The 26,760-nt window shown below is 65.1% G+C and carries 25 protein-coding genes, 1 tRNA gene and 1 riboswitch; of the genes, 11 read left to right on the top strand and 15 right to left on the bottom strand.

Annotated elements, in window-relative coordinates; genetic code table 11:
* Positions 1-10: 10 nt before the first annotated feature.
* Complete coding sequence (locus ACEN2S_RS07940; RefSeq protein WP_441864764.1) at positions 11-598, top strand: thymidine kinase; 588 nt, start codon at positions 11-13, stop codon at positions 596-598.
* 78 nt (positions 599-676) lie between these two features.
* On the opposite strand, the gene ACEN2S_RS07935 is transcribed toward ACEN2S_RS07940, so the two are convergent.
* The 10 genes from ACEN2S_RS07935 to gcvT all read right to left on the bottom strand — a co-directional run bounded on the left by ACEN2S_RS07935 (position 677) and on the right by gcvT (position 9,227).
* The gene (locus tag ACEN2S_RS07935; protein WP_441864649.1) at positions 677-877 is read right to left on the bottom strand and encodes a CsbD family protein; all 201 of its coding nucleotides are present in this window, start codon (positions 875-877) and stop codon (positions 677-679) included.
* 90 nt (positions 878-967) lie between these two features.
* Complete coding sequence (locus tag ACEN2S_RS07930) at positions 968-1,915, bottom strand: NAD(P)-dependent oxidoreductase (protein ID WP_441864647.1); 948 nt, start codon at positions 1,913-1,915, stop codon at positions 968-970.
* Positions 1,916-1,926: 11 nt separating this feature from the next.
* Positions 1,927-2,259: a tRNA-binding protein gene (locus tag ACEN2S_RS07925; RefSeq protein ID WP_441864644.1), complete on the bottom strand. Its 333-nt coding sequence runs from the start codon at positions 2,257-2,259 to the stop codon at positions 1,927-1,929.
* Positions 2,256-3,068, bottom strand: coding sequence for a pyrroline-5-carboxylate reductase (gene proC, locus ACEN2S_RS07920; RefSeq protein ID WP_441864641.1), 813 nt, complete (start codon positions 3,066-3,068; stop codon positions 2,256-2,258). Before proC ends, ACEN2S_RS07925 begins: the two co-directional genes overlap by 4 nt.
* A gap of 29 nt (positions 3,069-3,097) precedes the next feature.
* Positions 3,098-3,601 carry a YbjN domain-containing protein gene (locus ACEN2S_RS07915; protein ID WP_441864638.1) on the bottom strand — a complete coding sequence of 168 codons (504 nt, stop codon included), beginning with the start codon at positions 3,599-3,601 and terminating at the stop codon, positions 3,098-3,100.
* A gap of 388 nt (positions 3,602-3,989) precedes the next feature.
* Positions 3,990-4,065, bottom strand: a tRNA-Ala gene (locus ACEN2S_RS07910).
* 82 nt (positions 4,066-4,147) lie between these two features.
* Complete coding sequence (locus tag ACEN2S_RS07905) at positions 4,148-4,594, bottom strand: thioredoxin domain-containing protein (protein WP_441864635.1); 447 nt, start codon at positions 4,592-4,594, stop codon at positions 4,148-4,150.
* Between the two features lie 150 nt (positions 4,595-4,744).
* Complete coding sequence (gene gcvP, locus ACEN2S_RS07900; RefSeq protein WP_441864632.1) at positions 4,745-7,573, bottom strand: aminomethyl-transferring glycine dehydrogenase; 2,829 nt, start codon at positions 7,571-7,573, stop codon at positions 4,745-4,747.
* Positions 7,574-7,734: 161 nt separating this feature from the next.
* Positions 7,735-8,094, bottom strand: a complete 360-nt coding sequence (gene gcvH, locus ACEN2S_RS07895) for a glycine cleavage system protein GcvH (RefSeq protein WP_441864630.1) — start codon at positions 8,092-8,094, stop codon at positions 7,735-7,737.
* 11 nt (positions 8,095-8,105) lie between these two features.
* Positions 8,106-9,227, bottom strand: coding sequence for a glycine cleavage system aminomethyltransferase GcvT (gcvT, locus tag ACEN2S_RS07890; RefSeq protein WP_441864628.1), 1,122 nt, complete (start codon positions 9,225-9,227; stop codon positions 8,106-8,108).
* A 154-nt stretch (positions 9,228-9,381) separates the two neighbouring features.
* A riboswitch (glycine riboswitch) is annotated at positions 9,382-9,473 on the bottom strand.
* A gap of 189 nt (positions 9,474-9,662) precedes the next feature.
* On the opposite strand from gcvT, the gene ACEN2S_RS07885 reads away from it, so the two are divergent.
* Positions 9,663-10,067 (top strand): VOC family protein, encoded by a 405-nt coding sequence (locus ACEN2S_RS07885; protein ID WP_441864626.1) that lies wholly within the window; start codon positions 9,663-9,665, stop codon positions 10,065-10,067.
* Between the two features lie 111 nt (positions 10,068-10,178).
* On the opposite strand, the gene gltX is transcribed toward ACEN2S_RS07885, so the two are convergent.
* Positions 10,179-11,507, bottom strand: coding sequence for a glutamate--tRNA ligase (gene gltX / locus ACEN2S_RS07880; protein WP_441864624.1), 1,329 nt, complete (start codon positions 11,505-11,507; stop codon positions 10,179-10,181).
* A gap of 77 nt (positions 11,508-11,584) precedes the next feature.
* Between gltX and ACEN2S_RS07875 the strand changes: the two genes are divergently transcribed.
* On the top strand, positions 11,585-11,992 hold the full coding sequence (locus ACEN2S_RS07875) for a metallopeptidase family protein (protein WP_441864621.1): 408 nt from the start codon (positions 11,585-11,587) through the stop codon (positions 11,990-11,992).
* Between the two features lie 106 nt (positions 11,993-12,098).
* Here ACEN2S_RS07875 and ACEN2S_RS07870 read toward each other — a convergent pair whose 3' ends face one another.
* Both ACEN2S_RS07870 and ACEN2S_RS07865 read right to left on the bottom strand, forming a co-directional pair.
* Positions 12,099-13,088, bottom strand: coding sequence for a DUF6976 family protein (locus ACEN2S_RS07870; protein WP_441864618.1), 990 nt, complete (start codon positions 13,086-13,088; stop codon positions 12,099-12,101).
* 24 nt (positions 13,089-13,112) lie between these two features.
* Positions 13,113-13,322, bottom strand: coding sequence for a hypothetical protein (locus ACEN2S_RS07865; protein WP_441864615.1), 210 nt, complete (start codon positions 13,320-13,322; stop codon positions 13,113-13,115).
* A 391-nt stretch (positions 13,323-13,713) separates the two neighbouring features.
* Between ACEN2S_RS07865 and ACEN2S_RS07860 the strand changes: the two genes are divergently transcribed.
* Positions 13,714-14,757 carry a 1-phosphofructokinase family hexose kinase gene (locus ACEN2S_RS07860; protein WP_441864612.1) on the top strand — a complete coding sequence of 348 codons (1,044 nt, stop codon included), beginning with the start codon at positions 13,714-13,716 and terminating at the stop codon, positions 14,755-14,757.
* 63 nt (positions 14,758-14,820) lie between these two features.
* Here ACEN2S_RS07860 and ACEN2S_RS07855 read toward each other — a convergent pair whose 3' ends face one another.
* Positions 14,821-16,479: an NAD+ synthase gene (locus ACEN2S_RS07855; RefSeq protein WP_441864609.1), complete on the bottom strand. Its 1,659-nt coding sequence runs from the start codon at positions 16,477-16,479 to the stop codon at positions 14,821-14,823.
* Between the two features lie 305 nt (positions 16,480-16,784).
* Here ACEN2S_RS07855 and ACEN2S_RS07850 point away from each other — a divergent pair, with 305 nt between their 5' ends.
* Positions 16,785-18,317, top strand: coding sequence for an MORN repeat-containing protein (locus ACEN2S_RS07850; RefSeq protein ID WP_441864606.1), 1,533 nt, complete (start codon positions 16,785-16,787; stop codon positions 18,315-18,317).
* A gap of 3 nt (positions 18,318-18,320) precedes the next feature.
* Here the strand turns inward: ACEN2S_RS07850 and ACEN2S_RS07845 are convergent, their stop codons facing one another.
* A complete protein-coding gene (locus ACEN2S_RS07845; protein ID WP_441864603.1) occupies positions 18,321-18,962 on the bottom strand; it encodes an SDR family NAD(P)-dependent oxidoreductase in 642 nt (213 codons plus the stop codon).
* 301 nt (positions 18,963-19,263) lie between these two features.
* On the opposite strand from ACEN2S_RS07845, the gene ACEN2S_RS07840 reads away from it, so the two are divergent.
* From ACEN2S_RS07840 to rodA, 6 genes are all read left to right on the top strand, one after another.
* Positions 19,264-20,850 (top strand): 2-isopropylmalate synthase, encoded by a 1,587-nt coding sequence (locus ACEN2S_RS07840; RefSeq protein ID WP_441864600.1) that lies wholly within the window; start codon positions 19,264-19,266, stop codon positions 20,848-20,850.
* 293 nt (positions 20,851-21,143) lie between these two features.
* Entirely contained in the window at positions 21,144-22,181 is a 1,038-nt protein-coding gene (locus tag ACEN2S_RS07835) for a rod shape-determining protein (RefSeq protein ID WP_441864598.1), read from the top strand.
* 52 nt (positions 22,182-22,233) lie between these two features.
* Complete coding sequence (gene mreC, locus ACEN2S_RS07830) at positions 22,234-23,133, top strand: rod shape-determining protein MreC (RefSeq protein WP_441864596.1); 900 nt, start codon at positions 22,234-22,236, stop codon at positions 23,131-23,133.
* 9 nt (positions 23,134-23,142) lie between these two features.
* Entirely contained in the window at positions 23,143-23,682 is a 540-nt protein-coding gene (locus ACEN2S_RS07825) for a rod shape-determining protein MreD (protein WP_441864594.1), read from the top strand.
* Complete coding sequence (gene mrdA, locus ACEN2S_RS07820) at positions 23,679-25,622, top strand: penicillin-binding protein 2 (RefSeq protein WP_441864591.1); 1,944 nt, start codon at positions 23,679-23,681, stop codon at positions 25,620-25,622. The genes ACEN2S_RS07825 and mrdA overlap by 4 nt, the downstream gene beginning before the upstream one ends.
* Positions 25,619-26,758: a rod shape-determining protein RodA gene (gene rodA, locus ACEN2S_RS07815; protein ID WP_441864588.1), complete on the top strand. Its 1,140-nt coding sequence runs from the start codon at positions 25,619-25,621 to the stop codon at positions 26,756-26,758. The genes mrdA and rodA overlap by 4 nt, the downstream gene beginning before the upstream one ends.
* Positions 26,759-26,760: the final 2 nt, after the last annotated feature.

Below are 26,760 nucleotides of genomic sequence, written 5' to 3'. Positions count from 1 at the left end.
TCCCGCCGCCATGGCCAAGCTCTATTTCCACTATTCCACGATGAACGCCGGCAAGAGCACCAATCTCTTGCAGGCTGCCTATAACTATGCCGAAGGCGGCATGCAGACCTACCTGCTGACCGCGCGCTTTGACGAGCGTGCGGGCCCCGGCCGGATCGCCAGTCGCATTGGCATTGGCGCCGATGCCGACACGTTCGGCACCGAGACCGATCTGTTCCAGATGATCCGTCGGCGGCTGGAGATGGACACGCTGGCCTGCGTTTTCGTGGATGAGGCGCAATTCCTCAGCCGCGCACAGGTCTGGCAGCTGGCGCGGGCGGTGGATGACCTGCATGTGCCGGTGATGTGCTACGGGCTGCGGGTGGATTTTCAGGGGCATCTCTTCCCCGGCTCGGCGGCGCTGCTGGCGCTGGCCGATGAAATGCGCGAGGTGCGCACCATCTGCCACTGCGGGAAGAAGGCGACGATGGTGATCCGCAAGGACGCGGCGGGCCGGGTGATGGCCGAGGGCGATCAGGTGCAGATCGGTGGCAATGAAACCTATGTCTCGCTCTGCCGCCGCCATTGGCGTCTGGCGATGGGCGAGCGGAACGACTAAGGCGCCCCGGGTGCCGCAGCAGCGGAAAAAGGCGCCCCGAAGGGCGCCTTTCCGTCCGGGCAGACGGGGTCTGAAATCTCAGACTTTGTCTTTGAAGTAGTTGTCGACTTCCTGCTCGGCCTTGTCTTTGGCCCAGCCGTAGCGCTCTTGCAGCTTGCCCGCGAGTTTGTCGCGTTTGCCCGCGACCTCGGTCAGGTCATTGTCGGTCAGGTCGCCCCAATTCTCCTTCACGGAGCCTTTGAGCTGCGTCCATTTGCCTTCGATGATATCCCAGTTCATGGCTTATCTCCTGCATTGTTGCTTCGCAGGGAGAACGCCAACCGGCACAGCGGGGTTCCCGCAGAAGTTCCCGGTCTGGCGGCGGGCCGCCTAAACCGGATTGGGCAGATCCCGCCCGGCGGCCAGCGCGAGGAGGTTGTCAAAGGCCATCATCCCCATCGCATCGCGCACTTCTTCCGCCGCCGTGCCCAGATGCGGCAAGAGCGTCGCCCGCTCCTGTGCGATCAGCGCGGCGGGCACCTCCGGTTCGCGGGCATAGACGTCGAGCCCCGCCCCGGCGATGGATCCCGCCTCCAGCGCGGCGATCAGCGCCGCCTCGTCCACCACATCGCCCCGGGCAATGTTGATCAGACAGCCATGAGCGGGCATCGCGGCCAGCGCCGCCGCATCAATCAGATTGCGGGTCCCGGCGCCCCCCGGCACGGCGATCACCACGAAATCCGCCTGCATCGCCGCCCGCAGATCGGCGATCTGCACGGCGGGCAGGCCGGGATCGGCCAGCGGCGAGCGGTTGAAGAACTGCACCCGCATGCCAAAGCCATGATGGCAGCGCCGGGCAACCGCGCGGCCAATCCGCCCCATGCCGATGATCGAGACGGTCTTGCCGCTGACATGCGCGCCCAAAAGCTGCGTCGGCTGCCAGCCGGTCCATTGCCCGGCGCGCAGCAACCGCTCGCCCGCGCCCGCACGCCGCGCTGTCATCAGGAGAAGCGTCATCGCCAGATCGGCGGTGGCATCGGTCAGCTCGGGCGCCGGGGTGTTGGAGACCGCCACCCCCGCCGCCCGCGCCGCCGCCACGTCGATATGATTGTAGCCAACCCCGAAATTCGCCAATAGCCGCGCCCGTACCGGCCCGGCAAAGGCCTCGGCGGTGAAGGCATCCCCCAGCGTCGGCAGCACCGCGTCATAATCCGCCAGCGCTGCCGCGGCTTCGGCCGGGGTCAGCCCCGCAGGATCGCGGCGAAAGGTACAGTCGAACGCCGACGCCAAGGCGGCCTCGACCCGTGCCGTCATCTGCCGGGTGACAAAAACCCTCATCGCGCGCCCTTTCAGTGCATCCGGCCGCCCAGCGGCACATCCTGCCCCGGCTGCAACAGCACAATCGCGCCGTTCTCATCCGGCACACCCAGCACCAGCACCTCGGATTTCACCGGGCCGATCTGGCGCGGCGGGAAGTTCACCACCGCCATCACCTGCCTCCCCACCAAAGTCTCGGGCGTGTAATGCAAGGTGATCTGCGCCGAGGATTTCTTTTCGCCAATCTCCGGCCCGAAATCGATCCAAAGCTTATAGGCGGGCTTTTTCGCCTCCGGAAAGGGTTCAGCGCGCAGGATACGGCCCACACGAATATCGACCTTCAGAAAGTCATCGAAATCAATCATTTCCCGAGTTCCCGCCCGCGATCGGCCGCGGCCTTCACCGCCCGCTGCAAGAGGCCGGGAAAGCCGGTTTCCGGCTCCATCAGCACCGCCAGCGCCGCCGCCGTGGTGCCGCCCGGCGAGGTGACATTGACCCGGAGTTGCCCCGGCGCCTCATCGCTTTCCTCGGCCAGCGCACCCGCGCCCGCCACGGTCGCCCGTGCCAGATGCAGTGCGAGCTCGGGCGACAAGCCCTCCGCCTCGCCCGCCGCCGCCAGCGCTTCGATCAGGTGGAAAACATAGGCCGGGCCCGAGCCGGAGACGGCCGTGACCGCGTCCATCTGATGCTCTCCCTCCAGCCGCACCACCTGCCCCACCGCTGACAACAGCCCCTCGGCCATGTCGAGATGGGCCGCCGAGGCCGCCGCGTTGCCGGTGATTGCCGTGATGCCACGGCCAATCGCCGCCGGTGTGTTCGGCATGGCGCGGATCAGCGGCGTCGTCGCGCCCAGAACCGCCTCATAACTGGCAATCGTCGTGCCCGCCGCCACGGTCACAAACAGCGTCCCGCCGCCGCCCATCGCGGCCAGTTGCGGCAGCGCATCGCCCATCATCTGCGGCTTGACCGCGATCAGCACCACGGCAGGCGCCGACGGCAAAGCGGCGTTCACCGCAACCCCCTGCGCCAGCAGCCAGTCGGAGGGACGCGGGTCCAGGACATAGACCGAAGAGGGCGCCAGCCCGCGCGCCAGCCAGCCCGCCAGCATCGCCGATCCCATCTTGCCACAGCCCAGAAGAACCAGTCCGCGCGCCGAAATATCTTGAAAATCCATGCTCTGCCCTCGCTTTGTCGGGGCAGAGGTTATGCGCGACCGTAGGCCTCTGCAATGGCGACCTTCAACGCATCTGCCGGAGAATCATTGCCCCAACAGGCGAGTTGGAAGGCCGGATAGAAGCGTTCGGCCGTGGCCACCGCCTGGCTGATCATCTGGTCGATCTGCTCCGGCCCCGCCACCATGCCGCCCGAGAGCAACAGGCCATAGCGCCAGACCATCATCCGATGTTCGGCCCAATAGCTGAAAGCGCCGGTCCAGACCTGATCGTTCACCCGGTTCAAAAGATCATGCAGCGCAGGCATCCGGTCCGCCGGCGGATCCATCTCGAAGGTGGAGATCAGCCGCAGCGTTTCATCCTGCGCCGACCAGGCCAGCGTGATCGAGTAATTGCGCCACTGCCCCTCGACCGCCATGGCGATCTGGTCTTCGGTGACACGGTCGAAATCCCATTCATGATGCTCGGCCAGAACCTCGACCAGATCGATCGGGTGAAGGTCGTCGCCGTGAAGGAAGTCCTCGGACAAGGCCATGCCGTCTCTCCTGCCGCACCCCAAGTTATCCCCAAGGGCTTGATCTATCCACATGAGCCGGGGTTATCCACAGCTTAGCATACAACATATGGTGGTACCAAAGCCGGAGGCTGTAAAGCAGTTTCTCGGGGACAACTCGGCCGCTTTCGCGAAAAGCTGGGGGTAAATCGGCTTTTGTGCCAGCAGGGTTCCGGCCCGGCGGGTGGGCCGCCGGATCTTGACTGCCAAGGCGCGCACACAATCTCTTTTCGATGCCGCAGCTCTGGCAGCGCGCCCCATAGCGGGCCGTTCCGGCAGGTTCCGAAATCAAAAGGGGGGAAGTATTGGAGAAACAGCTTCAGTTTGAGGCTGAGCTTTCTCTTGCATTCACAGTCTCAACTGGAAGATCTGGTGGAGCAGAGGGGGATCGAACCCCTGACCTCGTCATTGCGAACGACGCGCTCTCCCAACTGAGCTACTGCCCCAGACCGAGGCAGTTTCTGGCGCAAGAATCAAGCCTTGTCAAGCGCACCACGCCACCGCCTCCGGATTTCGCGCAGGCTCTCCTCAACGCCCGCCCGCGGTCTTGGACTGCACGAAACGGACCAGATCCGCCGCCGGGCGCATCCCCGCCAGCCGCGCCACTTCGCGCCCCTTATGGAACAGAATAAACGCCGGGATCCCCTGAATCCGGTAGCGGCCCGAAACCGAACCATGCGCCTGGGTGTCAATCTTGGCCAGCCGCACCTTGGGCGCCAACATCCCCGCCGCCTTGACAAATTCCGGGGCCATCTGCCGACAAGGCCCGCACCAGGGGGCCCAGAAATCCACCAAAAGCGGCAGTTCATCCGCGGCGGCGGCCTTGCTCAGCACACCGCCATCAATCTCGGCCACCTTGCCCGTCACCAGCCCCGCGCCGCAGCTGCCACATTTCGGCCCCGCCGTCAGCCTGTCCTCGGGCACCCGGTTCGCCTGACCGCAGGACAGACAGATCAGTTTCACATCATAGGCCATCGCCCACCTCACATTCCATCTGCGGAATATATTGAGAGGCCGAGGCGGGATCACAACCCCGCCCCGGCCCTTTTCTCAGCAATTCCGCTTTGCCTGATCGCAAATATCCCCGCCGGAGGCGCAGGCCGCCACCGGCGATCCCGGCTGAGCTTACATATAGCTCTCAATCGGCGGGCAGGTGCAGACCAGCGTCCGGTCGCCGTAGACGTTGTCGACGCGGCCGACCGGCGGCCAGTATTTGTCGACGCGGAAAGCGCCCGGCGGGAAGCAGCCCGCCTCACGGCTGTAGGCGCGGTCCCAGTCGGCCACCAGATCCTCAACCGTATGCGGCGCGAAATGCAGCGGGCTTTGATCGGCGGCAATCTCGCCACGCTCCACCGCTGCAATCTCCTCGCGGATCGCGAGCAGTGCGGTGATAAAGCGGTCGATCTCGGCCTTGGTTTCGCTTTCGGTCGGCTCGACCATCAGCGTCCCCGCCACCGGCCAGGACATGGTCGGCGCGTGGAAACCGTTGTCGATCAAACGCTTGGCGATATCATCCACCGAAATCCCGGCTTCGGCAAAGGGCCGGGTGTCGAGGATGCATTCATGCGCCACCCGGCCGCGATTACCCATGAACAGGACCGGATAGGCCCCCTTCAGCCGCGCGGCGATGTAGTTGGCGTTCAAAATCGCCACCTTCGTCGCCTGCGTCAGCCCGGCCCCGCCCATCATCAGGCAATAAGCCCAGGAAATCAGCAGGATCGAGGCCGAGCCATAGGGTGCCGCACTCACCGGCCCTTCCGCGCCACCCGTTTCCGGATGCCCCGGCAGATAGGGCGCCAGATGCTCTTTCACTCCGATCGGCCCCATGCCCGGGCCGCCGCCGCCATGCGGGATGGCAAAGGTCTTGTGCAGGTTGAGGTGCGACACATCCGAACCGATCCGCCCCGGCTTCACCAGCCCGACCATCGCGTTCATATTGGCGCCGTCCATATAGACCTGGCCGCCAAATTCATGGGTGATGTCGCAGACTTCGCGCACCGTCTCTTCAAACACGCCATGGGTCGAGGGATAGGTGATCATGCAGGCCGCCAACGTATCGCCCGCCGCCGCCGCCTTTTCGCGGAAATCCTCCAGATCGACATCACCGTTGGCGGTGGATTTCACCACCACAACCTTCATCCCCGCCATCTGCGCCGAGGCCGGGTTGGTGCCATGCGCCGAGACCGGGATCAGACAGACATTGCGCTGATGATCGCCACGCGCACGGTGATAGGCCGAGATGGTCAAGAGCCCCGCATATTCCCCCTGCGCGCCCGAGTTGGGCTGCAGCGAAAACGCGTCATAGCCGGTGATTTCACAGAGCTTTTCGGTCAGATCGCGGATCGCCTCATGATAGCCCTCGGCCTGATTATGCGGCGCGAAAGGATGCAGCGAGCCAAATTCCGGCCAGGTGATCGGCATCATCTCGGCGGCGGCGTTCAGCTTCATCGTGCAGGAGCCAAGCGGGATCATCGCCCGGTCCAGCGCCAGATCGCGGTCCGACAGGCGGCGCATATAGCGCATCATCTCGGATTCCGCCCGGTTCATGTGAAAGACCGGATGCGTCAGATAGGCCGACTGCCGCAGAAGCGCGTCGGGGAACCCCAGCGCCGGGACCGGCGCTTCCGGGGCCTCGATCCCGAAGGCGTCGAGCACGCGGGCGATCACCGCATCATCCGTCAGCTCATCGACTGAGATGCCCACCCGGTCGCGGCCCACCTTGCGGAAGTTGATGCCACGATGGCGCGCGGCGGCCATGATGCCCTGCTGGCCGACGCCCACCTCCACGGTGATCGTGTCAAAGAAGGCCGCCGGGGCCACTTTCGCCCCCGCTTCAGCCAGCGCCCGGGCCAGACGCACCGCGTTGAAATGCACCCGCTCGGCAATGGCCCGCAGGCCCACCGGCCCGTGGAACACCGCATAGAACGAGGCCATCACCGCCAGAAGCGCCTGCGCTGTGCAGACGTTGGAGGTGGCCTTTTCGCGGCGGATATGCTGCTCGCGCGTTTGCAGAGACAACCGGTAGGCGCGGCCGCCCCGCGCATCGATCGACACGCCGACAATCCGGCCCGGCATCGAGCGTTTGAACTCGTCGCGGCAAGACATGAAGGCCGCATGCGGGCCGCCATAGCCCATCGGCACGCCAAAGCGCTGCGCCGACCCCACGGCGATATCCGCCCCCATCGCGCCCGGCTCTTTCAAAAGGCAGAGCGCCAGCAGATCGGTCGCCACCACCGCGACGGCCTTTGCCGCATGCAAAGCCGCAATCTGATCGGTGAAATCGACCACATCGCCATAGGTGCCGGGATATTGGAAGATCGCGCCAAAGACCTCTTCGGCCACCAGCGCTGCGGGCGCCCCCACCACGACCTCAATCCCCAAGGGCAAAGCCCGGGTGCGGATCACCGCAATCGTCTGCGGATGGCAGTTCTCATCGACAAAGAAGGCGCGCGCCTTGGATTTTGCCACCCGCTCGGCCATGGCCATCGCTTCGGCCGCCGCCGTCGCCTCATCCAGAAGGCTCGCATTGGCCACCGGCAGGCCGGTCAGATCGCTGACCATGGTCTGGAAGTTCAGCAAAGCCTCCAGCCGCCCCTGCGCAATCTCGGGCTGATAGGGGGTATAGGCGGTGTACCAGGCCGGATTTTCCAGAATATTCCGCTGGATGGCGGGCGGGGTGACCGTGCCGTAATAGCCCTGACCGATCAGGCTGGTCATCACCCGGTTCTTCGCCGCCACCTCGCGCATTTTCGCAATCAGCGCATGCTCGGTCAGCGGCGCCCAGCTGAGCGGCGTCGCCTGCCGGATCGCGGCGGGCACCGTCTCGGCGATCAGCTGATCGAGGCTCTCGACGCCCACGGCCTTGAGCATCTCGGCCATTTCCGAGGGGCTGGGGCCGATATGGCGGCGGTTGGCGAAATCATAGGTGTCATAGGCGGTGGGCGCATAGCTCATGGTCAGGGTTCCGGATTGGCGTGCCAAGAGGGGTTCCACAGGGCCCGTCAAAGGCCCGTCAGACATCAGTTTTCAGGCCCCTGCCAAAGGCGGGGCATCCGTGCAGGCTGAATGAACAGGGGCCGGGTCGCGCCGCGCGGGCGGGGCAACCCGGCGGGCGCTCACCCGATCAGGTCTTGATAGGCGTCTTCGTCCAGAAGGCCGTCCAGCTCGGACATATCGGTCACCTTCATCTTGAAGAACCAGCCCGCACCCAACGGATCTTCGTTCACCAAAGCCGGATTATCGGCCAAAGCGTCATTCACTTCGACAATCTCACCGTCCAGCGGCGCCAGGATGTCGGAGGCGGCCTTGACGCTTTCGATCACCACGATCTCATCGCCCTTGGCGACCTGCGTCTCCACTTCCGGCAGTTCGACAAACACCACATCGCCCAGCGCTTCGCTGGCATGTTCGGTGATGCCAACCACCACGAGGTCACCCTCAACGCGCAGCCATTCATGCTCTTCGGTATATTTCATCGGAACGCTCCTCAGCGCTTGTAGGTTGTGGGGTGAAACGGCATCGGGGCGAGGCGCACGGGCAGACGTTTGCCGCGCACATCGCCGTAAACAAGGCTGCCATCCGGCAGATCGGCGGGCAGATAGCCCATCGCAACCGGCGCGCCGACCGAGGGGCCAAAACCGCCCGAGGTGATCACGCCAATCGGCGCGCCGCCTTCGGGCGCCGCATAAATCTCAACGCCTTCGCGCATCGGCGCCCGCCCCTCGGGCAATAGCCCGACGCGGCGGCGCGCAACGCCCTCGGCCAATTGCCGCAAGATCACTTCGGCGCCCGGAAAGCCGCCTTCGCGGTCGCCCCCGGCGCGGCGTGCCTTTTGCATCGCCCAGACCAGCGCCGCCTCCACCGGACTGGTGGTGGTGTCGATGTCATGGCCATAAAGGCACAGCCCTGCCTCCAGCCGCAAACTGTCCCGCGCGCCCAGACCAATCGGCGCCACGCCGTCCTGGGCCAAGAGCGCCTCTGCCAACCCGGTCGCCCGCGCCTCGGGCACCGAAATCTCGAAGCCATCCTCGCCGGTATAGCCCGAGCGCGAGATCCAGAGCTCCGCCCCCTGCCAGTCGAAAATGGCCTGATCCATGAAGCGCATCGCTGCGACACCGGGCACCAGCGCCGCCAGCGCCGCCTCGGCCCCCGGCCCTTGCAGCGCCAAGAGCGCGCGGTCGGTGATCTCGGTCACCTCGATGCCCAGATGCGCGCGCAGATGCGCCACATCCGTGCCCTTGCAGGCGGCGTTGACCACGAGGAAGAGGTGATCGCCGCGATTGGCCACCATCAGATCGTCGAGAATACCGCCCGTGGCATTGGTGAACAGCGCATAGCGCTGCCGCCCCGCCGCCAGCCCGATCAGATCGACCGGCACCAGCGCCTCCAGCGCCCGCGCGGCATCGGCGGCCAGCCCCGAGGGCGCGCGCAGGATCACCTGCCCCATATGGCTCACGTCAAACAGCCCGGCGGCCGTGCGGGTGTGCAGATGCTCTTTCAGCACGCCCATCGGATATTGCACCGGCATTTCATAGCCGGCAAAGGGCACCATCTTGGCACCCAAGGACAGATGCAGGTCGTAAAGACCCGTCCGCAACAGGTCGGCCATTGCCGCCCTCCTCTGATCTGCCGGACGTCCGGCATCGTTTCCCGGACAGGCTGCGCCCGTCCTCCCCGATGCCCCCTCTGTCCCTACCCGCGATGGGGCGCCTGAGATCGTTATCCCTTCGGCGGATGCCACGGCATCACTCTCCAGAGTCCTTCTGTCAGAACGGTCCTTTTGCCTGAGAGTTTACCGGGGCGGTTGCTCCTTCGGCACTGGATCCGAAAACCCAGCTTCTCCCGATTCTGACCCCTCACCGATAGCCCGGCCGCCGGGGGTCTGACAAGAGAGCAAAATCAGAATCGACGCTTTCGTGACAAATACGACAAACGCCCGCGTCAAAACCACCCGCGCCTGCCGCATCGGCGGGCAAAGCGCGAAGCCCCACCCGGATGACAAGGCGCGCCCGCCCGCCTAAGCTGGCGCAAAAGGAGAGGCCCCATGCACCCCACCGCCATTCTCGAAACCGTCCTCTACGCCGAGGATCCACAGGCCTGCGCCACCTTTTACACCCGGCATTTCGGCCTGACCGAGATCCGCGCCCTGTCCGGCCGCTTCAACTTCCTGCGCTGCGGCAGCCAGATGCTGCTGATCTTCGCCCCCGGCCCCGCCTCAGACCCGGCGCAACAGGGCGACATCCCGGCGCATGGCGCGCGGGGCCCCGGCCATATCTGCTTTCGCGCCGAAACCGCCGCCGAGCTTGACGCCTGGCGCGACGCCCTCACCCAAGCCCACATCCCCCTCGAACATGAACACCACTGGCCCGGCGGCGGCCGCTCGCTCTATCTGCGCGACCCGGCGGGCAATTCGGTCGAGATCGCCGAAGCCCATATCTGGGGCCTGTAACAGCAAAGGGGCAGAGCCCACGCCCCACCCCTTGCTTCGTTCAAAATATCCCGGGGCACGGGGCAGCGCCCCGCCCCTCCGTCCGCGACCGGGCGGAACCCGGCCCAAGCCTCAGCCCTTGGCGCGGACCTTTTGCAACAAGGGCATCAGATCGCCCATGTCCGGCCCATGTGCCTGGCCCGTCAGCGCCTTGCGCAGCGGCATGAACAGCCCCTTGCCCTTGCGCCCAGTTTCCGCCTTCACCACAGCCGTCCATTCCGACCAGCTCGTCTCGGTGAACGGCGCCTCGGGCAGAAGCGACAAGGCGGTCTGCACAAATTCCGCATCTTCCGCATCGATCACCGGCTCGGCACCGTCGAGCACCAGCTCGGCCCAATGCTTCAGATCCTCCAGCGTGTCGATGTTCTTCGAGGCGACATGCCAGAATTTCTCGGCCATGGCCGCGGGCACGCCGAGAGCATGGATCCGGCTTTCCACCGCCGTGAAAGGCAGCTGCTGGTTGCGCTCGCGCGTCAGCGGCACCAGATCCTCGGCGTCGAATTTCGTGGGCGCGGCGCCAAACTGGCTGATGTCAAAGCCCTCGGCGATCTCATCCAGCGTCATCCGCAGTTCCACCGGCTGGCTCGACCCCAGCCGCGCCATCAGGCTCAGCAAAGCCTCGGGTGCAATCCCGCGGGCGCGCAAATCGCGCAGCGACAGGGTGCCCAGACGTTTCGACAGCTCCTCGCCGCCCGGCCCGGTCAGCAGGCTGTGGTGGGCAAAGCGCGGCGGCGTGCCACCCATGGCTTCCATGATCTGGATCTGCGTCGCGGTGTTGGTGACATGGTCCGCGCCGCGCACGATATGGGTCACGCCCATATCCACATCATCCACCGAAGAGGCGAAGGTATAAAGCACCTGCCCATCGGCCCGGATCAGCACCGGGTCCGAGACCGAGCCCGCATCAATCGAGATGTCGCCCAGAATGCCGTCGGGCCATTCGATGCGGGTCTGGTTCAGCTGGAACCGCCAATAGCCATCGCGGCCCTCGGCGCGCATTTTGGCGCGCTCCTCTTCGCTCAGATGCAGGCTCGAGCGGTCATAGACCGGCGGCTTGCCCATGTTCAGCTGTTTCTTGCGCTTGAGGTCGAGCTCGGTCGGCGTCTCAAAGCATTCATAGAACCGGCCCGCGGCTTTCAGCACTTCTGCCTGTTCGGCATAGCGCTCCAGCCGCAGCGATTGCCGCTCGACCTTGTCCCAGGTCAGGCCCAGCCATTCCAGATCCTGCATCAGCGCATCGACATATTCCTGCTTGGAGCGCTCACGGTCGGTGTCGTCCAGACGCAGGATGAACTGGCCGCCGGATTTGCGGGCGATCAGATAGTTGAACAGCGCGGTGCGCAGGTTGCCCACATGGATGTAACCGGTGGGCGAAGGGGCGAAACGGGTGATGGTGGTCATCGGGGTTCTCCTGTTGCCTTCGCTCTTTCACAAGGCGGGGCTTTTGTCCATATCTGGGGCTGCAGGAGGGCCATGCAATGCCGGAATGGAACGGGGTTTGTGCCCCCACACTGGACGATATGACCGAGATGGCGCTGGCGGCCCGCGCGGCCCTGCCCGCGGCCTTTGCGCCGGCGGCGGCCAGCGTGGCGCTGATCGTCGAGGATTTCGCCGAGCCCGCCCTGCTCGCCGAGATGCAGATCGAGGACCCGTTCGAGCTGACCGGCGTCTATGAAGGCATCCCGCTGCCGGAAAAGTCGGTGATGGACATGCCGACGGCGCCCGACACGATCCGGCTCTTTCGCCGGCCGATCCTCGATGAATGGGCGGACCGGGGCGATATCGCGCTCGAGGCGCTGGTGGCGCATGTCTATGTGCATGAACTCGCCCATCATTTCGGCTGGTCGGATGACGAGATTGCCGCCATTGATGAATGGTGGACCTGAGACCGCGCCACGGTCCCACGGCGCCGGCCGGCGGGCATAAAAAGGGCAGGCAGGCATGAAAAAGGGGGCGAAAACGCCCCCTTTACCGACAGTGTTGCGTGCCCGATCAGGCAGCGGTGCCAATGTCCATGCGCACCATGGTCTGGTTCAGCAGGATATAGGCGATTTCGCCGAAGGTGACCGGCCCGGTGAATTTACCGGTCTTTTTGCCCTCCAGATCGCCATAGAGGTAGTTCAGGATGCAGTTGCACGAATACTGCCCCTCGCCCGCGCCGTCCGTGCCCTTGGCAAAGGCCTCGGCATAGCTGCCGAGCGCGCCCGCGAGGCGGTATTCCACGCCCGCCACGATCGGCGCGTAGAACTTCACTTCGCCGGTCTCGGCATCAATCGACTGGATCGAGACATTGACCAGCGCCCCGGCATAGTTGGCCACCAGCGGCAGGCGGGTGTCGATGCCTTTCTCCGCGATGTATTTAGCCAGATCCACCGGGGTGCCGCCGACCGTGGCCGTCTTCGTCGAGAAGCCGTTGTCCGAAAAGACAAAGCGGTGCTCTTCGGCGTCGCCCTGCGCAAAGATGTTCAGGATATCAAGGTCGATGCTGGCTTCCGCCGGCAGCGCCACATGCAACAGCACCGCGCCTTCGTCATAGCCAATCCCGGTCGCGCCATCAAAGACCATCGGGGCGCATTTGCCCACATCTTCCAGATGCACGCCGGTGATCCAGCCCAGAAGCGGCTGGTTGAACAGGCCGTCATATTCCTGGCCATGCACCGCGAAATCCGAATGCGCGGTCGAGAAGGCCGGGATCATGATCATCGTGAAGCCATGTGGGTGATAGCCCGAGGCGAGGCCCGGCAGGCCCGCCACATCCACATGGCGTGCCGTCGCATCGGTGGCTTCCGGGAAGGTCGTGCAGAACAACCGGTCGCGGACCACCGCGCCGCCGGTTTCGGTCACGAAATAGACCGAGGTACCGCCGATCCAGCGGCCGCGCGGCAGACCTGCCAGCAGCTCCTCTGCCCCGGCAATCGCCATCACGGCGCCCGAGGTGATCCGCTCTGCCGCTTCCGCGACCGTCAACATTTCATTCTTCATGGGTCTCTCCTCAGATGAACAGGGTCAGAAGCGCGCCACATCGGCATGCGCAAAGGTGTTCTTGCCGACGAAGTCGCGCAGCTCACCGATTTTCGAGGACAGCACGGCGGGCGCCGACTTCACCTCACGCCGCAAACGCGTCACAAGGATGCGGGTGGCGAGGGAGGCAGCACTCAGGTCACTTTCGCTGGTCAGCACGCGGGACCAACGCGGGTCATTGGCTTCGGGAATCATCAAACGCTCCTCATTACATGGTCGTGACCCTTGCAGAACGGGCTTAAGGACAGATTACGCGCGCCGCATGTCCCGGTCTGACAGGCTGCGACATGCCGCCGCACCCCTGTGTTTCAAGGGTGAAACATCCGCGGCGCTTTCTGTCACACGCGGCGTCCCCCGCCATGCCCCATCCAGGCGCCTGCCATGCCGGATCTCCACCCGGGATGCCCCGACGGCCCGCCGACACCCCAAACACCCCGGCACAGGAGCCCTTGGAGCGCCGCGCCCGACGTGTCACACTGGTGGCAGCCGTCCCACCGCCGGGCCGCCGCTTTGCGCCCCCGTTGAGGGCCCGGCGCGCCCCGCCCGGTCCCGCAAGCCCGCCCGCCATCCGGCAGGAGAGACACCGATGCGCCCGATCCTGACCCTCACGCTGAACCCCGCGCTCGATCTGGCCAGCACGACGCCGCAGGTCACCGCCGAGGTGAAGTTGCGCTGCACCGCGCCGCACAGCGACCCCGGCGGCGGGGGCATCAACATCAGCCGGGCGCTGCTGCGGATGGGCGGGACCTCGACCGCCTTTGTCGCGCTGGCGGGGCCTGCGGGGGCGGAAATCGCCGCCCTGCTGGGGCAGACAGAAATCAAAGTGGCGGCGTTTCCCGCGCCCGGCCCGACCCGGCAATCGCTGACGGTGACCGAGGAGGCGAGCGGGCAGCAATACCGCTTTGTGATGCCAGGGCCGATGTGGCAGGCCAAGGATACAGCGGCGGCCCTGCAGGCGATTGCCGGCCTGCTGCCCCCCGAAACCTGTCCTGCAGCGCCGCCCGCCGCAGCGGCCCCCCTCTCCGCTCAAATGGCGGCGCCCGGCGCGCGCCCCGGTCTGGCGCTGGCGGATGCCTCTGCCTTTGTGGTGCTTTCGGGCAGCCAGCCGCCCGGGGTGCCCCAGGATTTCCCCGCAGCGCTGGCCGCTTTGGCACAGGCGCGCGGCGCCGCCTTGCTGCTTGACACCTCCGGCCCGGCGCTGGCGCATCTGCGCGAGAGGCCTGCGCCGGGGATCGCGGTCTTGCGCATGGATGACACCGAAGCAGAGACGCTGGCGGGACGCGCCTTGCCCGCCCTTGCCGAAACCGCCACCTTCGCCGCGACATTGGTGGCGGCGGGCCTTGCGCAGGTGGTGGTGATTGCGCGGGGGGCCGAGGGGTCAGTTGCGGTCTCGGACAAGGGGCGCTGGCACTGCCGCCCGCCGGTGGTGCCGGTGCGCTCAAAAGTCGGCGCGGGCGACAGTTTCATGGCGGGGTTCACCCTTGCCCTCGCGCAGGGTTCGGATCTGCCCGGCGCGCTGCGGCAGGGGACGGCGGCAGCGGCGGCGGCGGTGATGACCGAGGCAACTGAGCTTTGTCAGGGCGCGGATGTGGCGCGCATCTTGCCGGATTGTGTGGTGGCACAGATGTAGGAAGGGGGGCGCTGCCCCCCGGCCTGCGGCCTCCCCCCGGGATATTTCAGATCAGGCAAAGCCTCAGCTGGAATCGCGCCAGCGGTTGACGATCGGATAGCGGCGGTCGAGCCAGAAGGCGCGGGTGGTCAGCCGGGGGCCGGGGGCGGATTGGAAGCGCTTCCACTCGCTGATGTAGAGGAGATGCTCAATGCGTTTCACCGTGGCACGGTCAAAGCCTGAAGCCACGATCTCGGCCACCGATTGTTCCTGTTCGACGAGGCGTTCGAGGATCGCGTCCAGCACCTCATAGGGGGGCAGGCTGTCCTCGTCTTTCTGGTCGGCGCGCAGTTCCGCGCTGGGGGGTTTGTCGATGATGCGCGGCGGGATGACTTCGCCTTGCGGGGCCAGCATCCAGGGCAAGTGATGGGTGTTGCGCCAGCGGCAGGTTTCAAAGACCCGGGTCTTGTAGAGGTCTTTCAGCGGGTTATAGCCGCCCGACATATCGCCATAGATCGTGCAATAGCCCACGGCCATTTCGGATTTATTGCCGGTGGTCAGCAGCATCTCGCCGAATTTGTTCGACAGCGCCATCAGGAGAAGGCCGCGCAGCCGCGATTGCAGGTTTTCTTCGGTGACGTCGGGCTTGGTGCCCGCCATCAGCGGCGCAAGCGCCGCCTCGACCGCCGCGCGGGGGCCCTCGATGGGCAGGGTGTCGATGCGGGTGCCAAGGCGGGCGGCGCAATCGGTGGCATCCTCCAGCGAATGCGCGGAGGTGAATTCCGAGGGCAGCATCACGCAGCGGACATTCCCGGGGCCGATGGCATCGGCGGCAATCGTCGCCACCAGCGCGGAATCGATGCCGCCCGACATGCCAAGGAGCACTTTGGAAAACCCGGATTTCTGCAGGTAGTCGCGCAGGCCGAGCACCATCGCATGGTAATCCTGCTGCCAGTCATCCGGCTGCAGATCACGGCGGCCGGGCAGGATGCGCCAGCCTTCGGGGCGTTTTTCGAGGTCGAGATGCTCGATCACCTCCTCGAAGGGCGGCAATTGCAGCGCCAGCTCGCCGCCAGGATTCAGCGCGAAGCTCGCCCCGTCAAAGAGCTGATCGTCCTGGCCGCCGACCGCATTCAGGTAGATCAGCGGCAGCCCGGTTTCGATTACCCGTGCCACGGTCACATTCTGCCGCAGCTCCAGCTTTTGCCGCCGGTAGGGCGAGCCATTGGGCACGAACAGGATCTCGGCGCCGGTTTCCTGCAGGGTTTCCGCCACTTCCGGGTGCCAGGCATCCTCGCAGACGGGCGAGCCGATGATCAGCGGCCCGAGGCGGTAGGGGCCGGAAATCGGCCCGGATTTGAACAGCCGCACCTCGTCGAACACATCGTCATTCGGCAGGTTGTGCTTCAGCATCCGCGCAAGGATCTTGCCGTCCTTCAGGATGAAATAGGCGTTGTAAAGCCCGCTCTCATCCCGGTAGGGCGCGCCGATGCCCAGCGCCGGCCCCCCGGTCAGCTCTGCCGCCAGCGCCTCGATCCGCGCCATGGCATCGGCGGCAAAGGCAGGCTTCATCACCAGATCCTGCGTCTGATAGCCGGTCAGGAACATCTCGGGCAGCGCCACGAAATCGGCCCCCGCTGCGCGGCCCGCCTCCCAGGCGGCGCGGGCTTTGGCGGTATTGGCGTCAAACGCCCCCACCGTGGGGTTCAATTGCGCGAGGGTGAGGCGGAATGTCTCGGCCATGGGCATCTCCGGATCGTTTGCAACGGTTTAGCAGGTTCGGGGCCGAGGAAAAGCCGGAATGCCGCAGGGCCGGGTTGCGCGTGCTGCCGCAGCATCGGGCCGCGCGGACAAATTTCCGCCAGCTTTCCCGGCACATCCGTGCGCCCGCTTGTCAGGCCCTGCCCCAGCCGATAGGCTGATCCGCGCCGGGTGCAGCGCCAGCGACGCAAGGGAATACTTTGCCGCCGCACGCCACACTGCCCCATGAACTGGCTCAAGACACTGGCCCATGATCTGGCCCAAGAAGAATTCAGGAGACGGCACGGATGACGCGCAGGCTATTGGCGGGATGGGGCATGATGGCGCTTTCGGCGGGATTGGCGGCGGGCCTGGCCCTCGCCCCCGGTCTGGCCGCTGCACAGGAAACAGCCAGCAAGCAATATGAGGATGGCGGCTATTACGAAGGCACCTTCCGCAATGGCAAGCAGCATGGGCGCGGCATCTACCGTCTGCCGAACGGCTATGAATACGAAGGCGACTGGGTCGATGGCGAGATCCTGGGAGAGGGCCGCGCGAAATTCCCCAATGGCTCGGTCTATGAGGGGCAGTTTGCCCGCGGCAAGCCGAACGGCAAGGGCAAGATCACCTTCTCGGACGGCGGCACCTATGAGGGCGACTGGGTCGCGGGGGAAATCACCGGCAAGGGCACGGCGCATTACGCCAATGGCACCAGCTATACGGGCGACTTCCTGAAGGCGATGCACAATGGCACCGGCGTGATGGAAAGCCCCGGCGGCTACCGCTATGAGGGTGACTGGCTGGCCGGTGTCAAGCAGGGCAAGGGCAAGATCACCTATCCCGATGGCGCGGTCTATGAGGGCGGGATGATCGCGGGCCTGCGCGCGGGGCAAGGCACGCTGACCATGGCCGACGGGCTGACCTACGAAGGTGTCTGGGCGCAGGGCGAGATGGACGGTCCCGGCCGGTTGAAACAGGCCAATGGCGACCTCTACGAAGGGGAGATGGTGGCAGGCAAGCGGCAAGGCCCGGGCCGCGTCACCTATGCCAATGGCGATGTCTATGACGGCACTTTTCTGGCCGACAAGCGCGAGGGCAAGGGCACCTTCACCGGCACCGATGGCTATGTCTACACCGGCGACTGGCATGAGGGCCGCATCGAGGGTCAGGGCCGCGTCACCTATCCCGATGGCTCGGTCTATGAGGGGCAGTTCAAGGCGGACCTGCCCGATGGCATCGGCAAGATCACCTACAAGGACGGCTCAAGCTACGAAGGCGGCTGGTCCGCAGGCGTGATCGAGGGCACCGGCACCGCGCGCTATGCCAACGGTCTGGTCTATGAGGGCGAATTCAAGGCCGCCAAGACCGAGGGCAAGGGCCGGATGACCTATCCCGACGGCTATATCTATGAGGGCGACTGGCTCGATGGTCAGCGCCACGGTCAGGGCGTGGCCACCTATGCCGATGGCACCATCTACACCGGCGGCTTTGTCGGCGGTCAGCGCGAGGGGCAAGGGGTGCTGACCACGCCCGATGGCTTCCGCTATGAGGGCGCGTGGAAGGCGGGCGAGATCGACGGCACCGGCATCGCCACCTATGCCAATGGCGACACCTATGAGGGCCATTTCGCCAAGGGCCGCCGTCAGGGTCAGGGCACGATGAAATACGCCAGCGGCGAAGTGGCCACCGGCGATTGGTCGGACAATGTGCTGAAGGAAGCGGCCCCTGCCCCGGTGGCAACAGAGGGCGGTGACGCTGCCGCACCCGAGGCCGCGACGCCCGAGGCCCCCGCCGGGGACGCGGCCCCGACGGATGCGGAAACCCCTGCCCCGGCGAACTGAGCCCTACCAGGGCACACGGGCACCGCTATAATCCCAAAAGCCGCCCGTCTCCGCGGGCGGGATGCCCTCCAGCACGGTCAAGAGCCGCGCGGCCGCCTCTGGCGGCGCGAGTTTACGCGCGGCATAGCCCGCCGAAAAGCCGGTATCCACCGTGCCGGGGTGCAGCAGCGCCAGCACCAGCTGCGGATGGCTGCGCGCCAGCTCGATCGCGGCGGTGTGGATCAGCTGGTTCAACGCGGCCTTGGCGGCGCGGTAACTGTACCAGCCCCCCAGATGGTTGTCGCCGATCGACCCCACCCGCGCCGAAAGCACCGCAAACACCGCCCGCCGGTCGCGCGGCAGCCGCGCGGTCAGCGCCTGCAACAACAGCACCGGCCCCGCCGCATTCACCGCCATCTGCGCGGCGAGCGCGGCAGGATCCAGCGCCGAGAGCCGTTTTTCGGGCTGCCCCAGGGCCCCCGTCGCCACAAAAATCATCTCGAAATCGCCGCTGAGCGCCGCCACCGCCGGGCCGATGCTCTCGGGCCGCGCGAGGTCCAGCCCGTCGCGCCGCGAGAGGCCGGAGACCGCATAGCCCCGCGCCGCCAGATCCGCCGCCACCGCGCCGCCAATCCCGCCGCTGTCGCCAATCACCAAGGCCCGCATGCCGCCCCCCCCTGTTGCCCCCGTTTGCACATCGCCCAAGCGATACGCAGGAAGCGCGGCAAAGGCTCACTTTCGGGCTTTTCTTTTCGTCCGCGCCCCGTATAGTTCCAGCCATGACACGGACCCTGCATATTTCCGCAACCTCGGGCGCCATTGGCGCCTCGGCTAGCCGTGGCCTGCTGCTTCTTCTTAGCTGCCTCTGAGCGTGCCCCTGGGCGCGACCGCTCGGAGGTGAACAGCGCCCAAGCCCTTCCAGACCAGCCACAGCTAAGACATTCAGCTAAAAATGACGGAATATCCCATGACCAAATCGACTTTTTCGGCCGCGCAAACCGCTGACCGCGTTCTGATTTTTGACACCACCCTGCGCGATGGCGAGCAATCGCCCGGCGCCACCATGTCCCACGCGGAAAAGCTGGAGATCGCCGGCCTTCTGGACGATATGGGTGTCGATATCATCGAGGCGGGCTTCCCCATCGCCTCTGAGGGCGATTTCGCCGCCGTCTCGGAAATCGCCAAGAACGCCCGCAATTCGGTGATCTGTGGCCTGAGCCGTGCCAATTACAAGGACATCGACCGCTGCTGGGAGGCGATCCGCTTCGCGCCGAAGCCGCGCATCCACACCTTCATCGGCACCTCGCCGCTGCACCGCGACATCACCAAGCTGAGCCAGGATGACATGATCACCCGGATCCACGACACGGTGACGCATGCGCGCAACCTGTGCGACGACGTGCAATGGTCGGCGATGGACGCGATCCGCACCGAGCGGGATTACCTCTGCCGCGTGGTGGAAACCGCGATCAAGGCCGGGGCCTCGACGATCAACATTCCCGACACCGTCGGCTACACGCTGCCCACCGAAAGCGCTGAAATCATTCAGATGCTGCTGGAGCGGGTGCCGGGCGCCGATCAGGTGATCTTTGCCACCCATTGCCACAACGATCTGGGTATGGCGACCGCCAACAGCCTCGCCGCTGTGGCTGCGGGCGCGCGTCAGATTGAATGCACGATCAACGGTCTGGGCGAGCGCGCGGGCAATACCGCGCTGGAAGAAGTGGTGATGGCGCTGAAAGTGCGCAAGGATCTGATGCCCTATCAGACCCGCATCGACACCACCAAAATCATGAACCTCTCGCGCCGCGTCAGCCAGGTCTCGGGCTTTCCGGTGCAGTTCAACAAGGCCATCGTCGGCAAGAACGCCTTCCTGCACGAATCCGGCATCCATCAGGATGGCGTGCTGAAAAACGTCGAAACCTTTGAGATCATGCGCCCCGCCGACATCGGCATCACCGAGACGAACATTGCGATGGGCAAGCATTCGGGCCGCGCCGCGCTGCGCTCGAAGCTGTCGGATCTGGGGTATGAGCTGGCCGAGAACCAGCTGAACGATGTCTTTGTGCGCTTCAAGGCCTTGGCCGACCGCAAGAAAGAGATCTACGACGAGGATCTGACCGCGCTGATGACCGACAGCGCCGCCAACACCGACAGCGACGTGCTGCAGGTGAAATGGCTGCGCGTGGTCTGCGGCTCGGAGGGGCAGTCGGCCTCGCTGAAGATGACGGTCAACGGGGTGGAGCACAGCGCCGAGACCGTGGGCGACGGCCCGGTAGATGCGGTCTTCAATGCGGTCAAGGCGATCTTCCCGCATGCCGCACGTCTGCAACTCTATCAGGTGCAGGCCGTGACCGAGGGCACCGATGCCCAGGCCACTGTCTCGGTGCGGATGGAGGAAAACGGCCGCATCGTCACCGGCTCCGCCGCCGATACCGACACCATTCTGGCCAGCGTGAAAGCCTATGTCGGCGCGCTGAACCGGCTGATCCTGCGCCGCGAAAAGACCGCCCCCGACGCCGATGTGAAGGGTGTCAGCTACAAATCGGTCTGATCCGCGCGCCCCTCTTCGGGCGCGGGCGGTAGCGCTCACCTCCGGACGGCAAAAACGGCGCAAAAAAGTGATTGTTGGAAAAGTGCAAGTGGCGCCGGGGGAAACACCCCTCTGGCGCCACTTTTGTTGAGAAAGGTCAAGCCCCCGCCTCACCCCTTATTTCATTGGCGGATTGCTGCCGGGGCACACAGGGATTTGCGCTTCCGCCTTTCTTGCTTGCAGCCTATATGGATCAGCAATCAGGCTCGGCTCCCGAGTCGGGCGCGCGGGTTATTGGAAAGCGGAAATACGAAATGGCAGGATTTGGTGGTCTGTTTTCGTCGGATATGGCGATCGACCTCGGCACAGCGAATACACTTGTCTATGTGAAGGGCAAGGGGATCGTTCTGAATGAACCCTCCGTGGTGGCCTATCACGTCAAGGACGGCAAGAAGCAGGTTCTGGCCGTCGGGGAAGACGCCAAGCTGATGCTGGGCCGGACCCCGGGCAGCATCGAGGCGATCCGCCCGATGCGCGATGGCGTCATTGCCGATTTTGACAGCGCGGAAGAGATGATCAAGCATTTCATCCGCAAAGTGCACAAGCGGACCACTTTCTCCAAGCCGAAGATCATCGTTTGCGTGCCGCATGGCGCGACGCCGGTGGAAAAACGCGCGATCCGTCAGTCGGTTCTCTCGGCAGGCGCACGCCGCGCGGGCCTGATCGCCGAACCCATCGCCGCGGCCATCGGTGCCGGCATGCCGATCACCGACCCGACCGGCAACATGGTGGTCGACATTGGCGGCGGCACCACCGAGGTGGCCGTGCTCTCGCTGGGTGACATCGTTTACGCGCGTTCGGTGCGGGTGGGCGGCGACCGTATGGATGATGCGATCATCTCCTATCTGCGCCGCAACCAGAACCTGCTGGTGGGTGAATCCACCGCCGAGCGGATCAAGACCACCATCGGCACCGCCCGCATGCCGGACGATGGCCGGGGCGCCTCGATCCTCGTGCGCGGCCGTGACCTGTTGAACGGCGTGCCGAAAGAGATTGAAATCAATCAGGCGCAGGTGGCCGAAGCGCTCGCCGAAACCGTGCAGCAGATCTGCGATGCGGTGATGCAGGCGCTGGAGACCACGCCGCCGGATCTGGCCGCCGATATCGTCGACCGTGGCGTCATGCTGACGGGCGGCGGCGCGCTCTTGGGCGAGCTGGATCTGAGCCTGCGCGAGCAGACCGGCCTCTCGATCTCCATTGCCGATCAGTCACTGAATTGTGTGGCGCTCGGCACCGGCAAGGCGCTGGAATATGAGAAGCAACTGCGGCATGTGATCGACTACGACAGCTGATCCCGGGCGCTGGAAAACCAGCCGGGAATTGCTGGCATCCAGAGGGGCAGACGTGGCCAGAGACCGCCATCATATTGACTTTGCAAGACCAGTGCGCCGCATTTTGATTGCGGCGCTCTGCCTTGTGCTGGCCGCGATCTTTCTGGTCTGGCGCATCGACAGCCCGCGCGTGGAACGCTTTCGCGCCGCTTTCATCGACCGCTTTGTGCCCACCTTTGACTGGGCGATGCTGCCCGCCACCAAGATGTTGCAGATGGTTGAGGGCTTTCAGTCCTATTCGCGCATCTATGACCAGAACCAGGAGCTGCGCCGCGAGCTGCAGCAGATGCGTTCGTGGAAAGAAGCGGCCGTGCAGCTGGAGCAGCAAAATGCCAAGCTTCTGGCACAGAACAACGTGCGGCTTGATCCCAAGCTGACCTCGGTTTCGGGGGTGGTGCTGGCCGACAGCGGTTCTCCCTTCCGGCAATCGGTCTTGCTGAACGTGGGGTCGCGCGATGGGATCGTGGATGGCTGGGCAACGATGGACGGGCTGGGCCTTGCGGGGCGCATTTCGGGCGTCGGCAAATCGACCAGCCGGGTTGTGCTGCTGACCGATCCGTCGAGCCTGATGCCGGTGACCATTCAACCCTCGGGGCAAAAGGCGCTGTTGACCGGCGACAATACCCCCCTGCCCCTGCTGGATTTTCTGGAAAGCCCCGAGCAGGTTCGGCCCGGCGACCGGGTGGTCAGTTCGGGCGATGGCGGGGTGTTTCCCTCGGGCCTGCTGGTGGGTCAGGTGGCGCAGGGCAGCGACCGGCGGCTGCGGGTGCGCCTTGCGGCCGATTATGAGCGGCTGGACTTCCTGCGCGTACTGCGCAGCCATCCGGTTGAACAGTTGCAGGATGCCGGGGTGCTGATCCCGCCGCCGGTGAACGAACAGCCCCCCGCCGATGCCGAAAGCAAGGGCGAGTGAGCGGCGGTCATGATTGATCCGATCACCACCCAGCGGCTGTTTCACCAAGGGATTTATATTGCCATCGCGATGGTGATCCTGTTCTTGCAGCTGATGCCGCTCTCGCCCAGCGCCGGGCATTTTCCGGGGCCGGATCTGACGCTGGCCCTGACCCTGGCTTGGGTGCTGCGGCGGCCGGAATATGTGCCCGCCCTGTCCATCGTGGCCATTTTCCTGTTGCAGGACATGATGTTCATGCGGCCCCCCGGCCTCTGGACGCTTTTGGTGCTGGTCGGCACGGAGTTCTTGCGCGCGAGAGAGAGCTCGCTGCGCGATCTGACCTTCGTGCTGGAATGGCTGGTGGTGGCGGGTGTCCTCTGCGCCATGGTGCTGGCCAACCGGCTGGTGCATGCGCTGGTGATGATTCCGCAGCCGGGGCTGGGCACGGAACTTTTACGCATGCTGATGACGCTTTTGGCCTATCCTGTCGTGGTGGCCGCCACGCGCTTTGGCATCGGGCTGAAACGGGCCGCCATCGGGGAAGTCGACGCATTGGGGCATCGCAGATGAGACGCTCACCGAAAGACACACAGGAATCCGTGCGCAAAATCGGCCGCCGGGGTCTGCTGCTGGGCGGCATTCAGGCCGGATTCGTCGGGGTGCTGGCGCTGCGCATGCGCAAGATGCAGCTGGAGCAGGCCGATCAGTTCCGCCTGCTGGCCGAGGGAAACTCGGTCAAGATCCGCCTGCTGCCCCCGACCCGCGGTCTGATCTATGACCGCGAAGGCGTGGTGATCGCGGGGAATGAGCAAAACTACCGCGTGACCATCACGCGCGAGGATGCGGGCGATGTGGCCGCCGTGCTGAACAGCCTGCGGCACCTGATCGCCATCTCCGACAGCGACGCCGAGAGCTTTCTGGCCGAGATCAAGAAGCGCAGCCCCACTTCGCCGATCACCGTCGCCGACCGGCTGAGCTGGGAGGAATTCGCGCGTGTCGCGGTCAATGCCCCCTCGCTGCCCGGTGTCTCGCCGGAGGTGGGTCTGTCGCGGCATTACCCGCGCGCCCAGGATTTCGCGCATGTGCTGGGCTATGTCGGACCGGTCTCGGATTACGATCTGTCCAAGATCGAGAACCCAGATCCGTTGCTGATGATCCCGAAATTTCAGCTGGGCAAGATCGGTGTCGAGGCCAAACTCGAGGATCAGCTGCGCGGCTCTTCGGGCACGCGGCGGGTCGAGGTGAACTCGGCCGGGCGCGAAATGCGCGAACTCGGGCGGCAAGAAGGTGATCCCGGCGCGAATATCCAGATGACGATGGATTTCCGCCTTCAGAACTATTGTCACGAGCGGCTGGGCACCGAAAGCGCCGCCGCCGTGGTCATTGACGTGACCAATGGCGACATCATGGCGATCAGTTCGGCCCCGTCTTTTGACCCCAACCTTTTCGTGCGCGGCATTTCCGCGGTGGATTACAAGGCGCTGACCGAAAACGACCACCGCCCGCTGGCCGACAAGACCGTGCAGGGCCTCTATCCGCCCGGCTCCACCTTCAAGATGATCACGGCACTGGCGGCGCTGGAAGCGGGCGTGGTCAAGGCCAGTGATACGGTGCGCTGCCCGGGCTACATCGAGGTGGGCGGCAGGCGCTTTCACTGCTGGAAGCGCGGCGGGCATGGTTCGGTGAACATGCAGCTCAGTTTCGAGCAATCCTGCGACGTCTATTACTATGACATCGCCCAGCGCGTCGGCATCGACAAGATCTCGGAGATGGCCAAGCGGTTGGGCGTCGGCGTGCGCCACGATCTGCCGATGTCGGCGGTGTCCGAAGGCGTGGCGCCGAACAAGGCGTGGAAACAGGAAAGATATGGCAAGGACTGGCAGATCGGCGACACGCTGAACGCCGCCATCGGTCAGGGCTATGTGCTGGCTTCGCCCTTGCATCTGGCGGTGATGACGGCGCGCGTGGCCTCGGGCAAGGCGCTGGTGCCACGCCTGATCCGCGCCGTTGACGGGGTCGAGGTGCCGCTGAGTGACATCGCCGATCTGGGGGTCAAGCCCGAGCATCTGGCGGCGGTGCAGGCGGGCATGGCCGGGGTGGTGAACTCCGGGCGCGGCACCGGCAACAAGGCCCGCATCGTGCTGGATGAAGCGCGGATGGCGGGCAAAAGCGGCACGGCGCAGGTGCGCAACATCTCGGCGGCGGAACGCGCGCGCGGGGTGATCTCGAACGAGCAACTGCCGTGGAACCGGCGCGATCACGCGCTGTTCGTGGCCTTTGCGCCGGTCAGCAATCCGAAATATGCGGTGGCCGTCGTGGTCGAGCATGGTTCGGGCGGCTCCGCCGTGGCAGCCCCTATCGCGCGCGACATCCTGCTTGAGGCGCTGTACAACGGCCCGCCGCCGCTGGAGGCCTATCCCTCGAACCAGCGCGACACAATCGCCGAGCAGCGCAAGAAAATGAATCTGGTCGATCCGGATCTGGCCCCCAGCGGAAAGAGCCGGGCATGAGCTTTCTCGAATACAGTCTGAAGACCGTCCCCACCGGCTGGCGCAAGATCCTGCATGCCAACTGGCCGCTGGCCTTTTTGCTGACGGCCGTCGCCTGCGCCGGGTTCCTGATGCTCTATTCCGTCTCGGGCGGCCGCGCCGAAGTCTGGGCGGAACCGCAGATGAAGCGCTTTGCCATCGGCATGGTGCTGATGTTCGCGGTGGGTTTCGTGCCGATCTGGTTCTGGCGCAATGTCTCGGCGGTGGCCTATCTGTTCTCGCTCTTGTTGTTGATCGGGGTCGAGCTGTTCGGGGCCATCGGCATGGGGGCGCAACGCTGGATCGATCTGGGGCCGATCCGGCTGCAACCCTCTGAACTCATGAAGATCTCCATGGTGATGCTGCTGGCCGCCTATTACGACTGGCTGGATGTGTCGAAAGTGTCCAAACCCTTGTGGGTGCTGGTGCCGGTGCTGATGATCCTGCTGCCCACCGGCCTTGTGCTGGTGCAGCCTGACCTTGGCACCGCGATCCTGCTGGTCTTGGGCGGCGGCATCGTGATGTTCGCGGCGGGGGTCAGCCTGTGGTATTTCGGGACCGTCATCGCCATCGTGGTGGCGCTGGTGGCCACGGTGATCGAGAGCCGCGGCACCGATTGGCAGCTGTTGCACGACTATCAATACCGCCGGGTCGATACCTTCCTTGACCCCGGCGCGGACCCGCTCGGCGCGGGCTATAACATCATGCAGGCGCAGATCGCGCTCGGGTCGGGCGGCTGGTCGGGGCGCGGCTATATGCAGGGCACGCAGAGCCGTCTGAACTTCCTGCCCGAAAAGCATACCGACTTTATCTTCACGACGCTGGCCGAGGAATTCGGCTTTGTCGGCGCCTTCTCGCTGCTGATGCTCTACGCGATGATTCTGGGGTTCTGCATCCATTCGGCGCTGACAAACCGCGACCGCTATGCCTCGCTGCTGACCTTGGGCATTTCGGGGACGCTGTTCTTGTTCTTTGCGGTGAATATGTCGATGGTGATGGGGCTGATGCCGGTGGTGGGCGTGCCCTTGCCGCTGGTCTCCTATGGCGGGACGGCGATGCTGATCCTGCTGATCGCTTTTGGCCTTGTGCAAAGCGCCCATATCCACCGACCGAGGTAAAT

Origin of the sequence: Phaeovulum sp. W22_SRMD_FR3 (assembly GCF_052113705.1) — a bacterium.
Classification (GTDB): domain Bacteria; phylum Pseudomonadota; class Alphaproteobacteria; order Rhodobacterales; family Rhodobacteraceae; genus JBGQOG01.
This window is presented reverse-complemented; position numbering and strand designations above follow the sequence as displayed.

Excerpts from the sequence above, each read along its gene's own strand:
- gcvH (WP_441864630.1), bottom strand. The coding sequence starts at position 8,094 with ATGAAATATACCGAAGAGCATGAATGGCTGCGCGTTGAGGGTGACCTC.
- ACEN2S_RS07915 (WP_441864638.1), bottom strand. The coding sequence starts at position 3,601 with ATGGCCTTGTCCGAGGACTTCCTTCACGGCGACGACCTTCACCCGATC.
- proC (WP_441864641.1), bottom strand. The coding sequence starts at position 3,068 with ATGGATTTTCAAGATATTTCGGCGCGCGGACTGGTTCTTCTGGGCTGT.
- ACEN2S_RS07845 (WP_441864603.1), bottom strand. The coding sequence starts at position 18,962 with ATGCGGGCCTTGGTGATTGGCGACAGCGGCGGGATTGGCGGCGCGGTG.
- ACEN2S_RS07925 (WP_441864644.1), bottom strand. The coding sequence starts at position 2,259 with ATGATTGATTTCGATGACTTTCTGAAGGTCGATATTCGTGTGGGCCGT.
- ACEN2S_RS07835 (WP_441864598.1), top strand. The coding sequence starts at position 21,144 with ATGGCAGGATTTGGTGGTCTGTTTTCGTCGGATATGGCGATCGACCTC.
- ACEN2S_RS07875 (WP_441864621.1), top strand. The coding sequence starts at position 11,585 with ATGCCGGAATGGAACGGGGTTTGTGCCCCCACACTGGACGATATGACC.
- mrdA (WP_441864591.1), top strand. The coding sequence starts at position 23,679 with ATGAGACGCTCACCGAAAGACACACAGGAATCCGTGCGCAAAATCGGC.
- ACEN2S_RS07940 (WP_441864764.1), top strand. The coding sequence starts at position 11 with ATGGCCAAGCTCTATTTCCACTATTCCACGATGAACGCCGGCAAGAGC.
- gcvT (WP_441864628.1), bottom strand. The coding sequence starts at position 9,227 with ATGGCCGACCTGTTGCGGACGGGTCTTTACGACCTGCATCTGTCCTTG.
- ACEN2S_RS07935 (WP_441864649.1), bottom strand. The coding sequence starts at position 877 with ATGAACTGGGATATCATCGAAGGCAAATGGACGCAGCTCAAAGGCTCC.
- ACEN2S_RS07860 (WP_441864612.1), top strand. The coding sequence starts at position 13,714 with ATGCGCCCGATCCTGACCCTCACGCTGAACCCCGCGCTCGATCTGGCC.
- ACEN2S_RS07885 (WP_441864626.1), top strand. The coding sequence starts at position 9,663 with ATGCACCCCACCGCCATTCTCGAAACCGTCCTCTACGCCGAGGATCCA.
- rodA (WP_441864588.1), top strand. The coding sequence starts at position 25,619 with ATGAGCTTTCTCGAATACAGTCTGAAGACCGTCCCCACCGGCTGGCGC.
- ACEN2S_RS07905 (WP_441864635.1), bottom strand. The coding sequence starts at position 4,594 with ATGGCCTATGATGTGAAACTGATCTGTCTGTCCTGCGGTCAGGCGAAC.
- ACEN2S_RS07870 (WP_441864618.1), bottom strand. The coding sequence starts at position 13,088 with ATGAAGAATGAAATGTTGACGGTCGCGGAAGCGGCAGAGCGGATCACC.
- ACEN2S_RS07855 (WP_441864609.1), bottom strand. The coding sequence starts at position 16,479 with ATGGCCGAGACATTCCGCCTCACCCTCGCGCAATTGAACCCCACGGTG.
- ACEN2S_RS07840 (WP_441864600.1), top strand. The coding sequence starts at position 19,264 with ATGACCAAATCGACTTTTTCGGCCGCGCAAACCGCTGACCGCGTTCTG.
- ACEN2S_RS07850 (WP_441864606.1), top strand. The coding sequence starts at position 16,785 with ATGACGCGCAGGCTATTGGCGGGATGGGGCATGATGGCGCTTTCGGCG.
- gcvP (WP_441864632.1), bottom strand. The coding sequence starts at position 7,573 with ATGAGCTATGCGCCCACCGCCTATGACACCTATGATTTCGCCAACCGC.
- ACEN2S_RS07930 (WP_441864647.1), bottom strand. The coding sequence starts at position 1,915 with ATGAGGGTTTTTGTCACCCGGCAGATGACGGCACGGGTCGAGGCCGCC.
- ACEN2S_RS07865 (WP_441864615.1), bottom strand. The coding sequence starts at position 13,322 with ATGATTCCCGAAGCCAATGACCCGCGTTGGTCCCGCGTGCTGACCAGC.
- gltX (WP_441864624.1), bottom strand. The coding sequence starts at position 11,507 with ATGACCACCATCACCCGTTTCGCCCCTTCGCCCACCGGTTACATCCAT.
- ACEN2S_RS07825 (WP_441864594.1), top strand. The coding sequence starts at position 23,143 with ATGATTGATCCGATCACCACCCAGCGGCTGTTTCACCAAGGGATTTAT.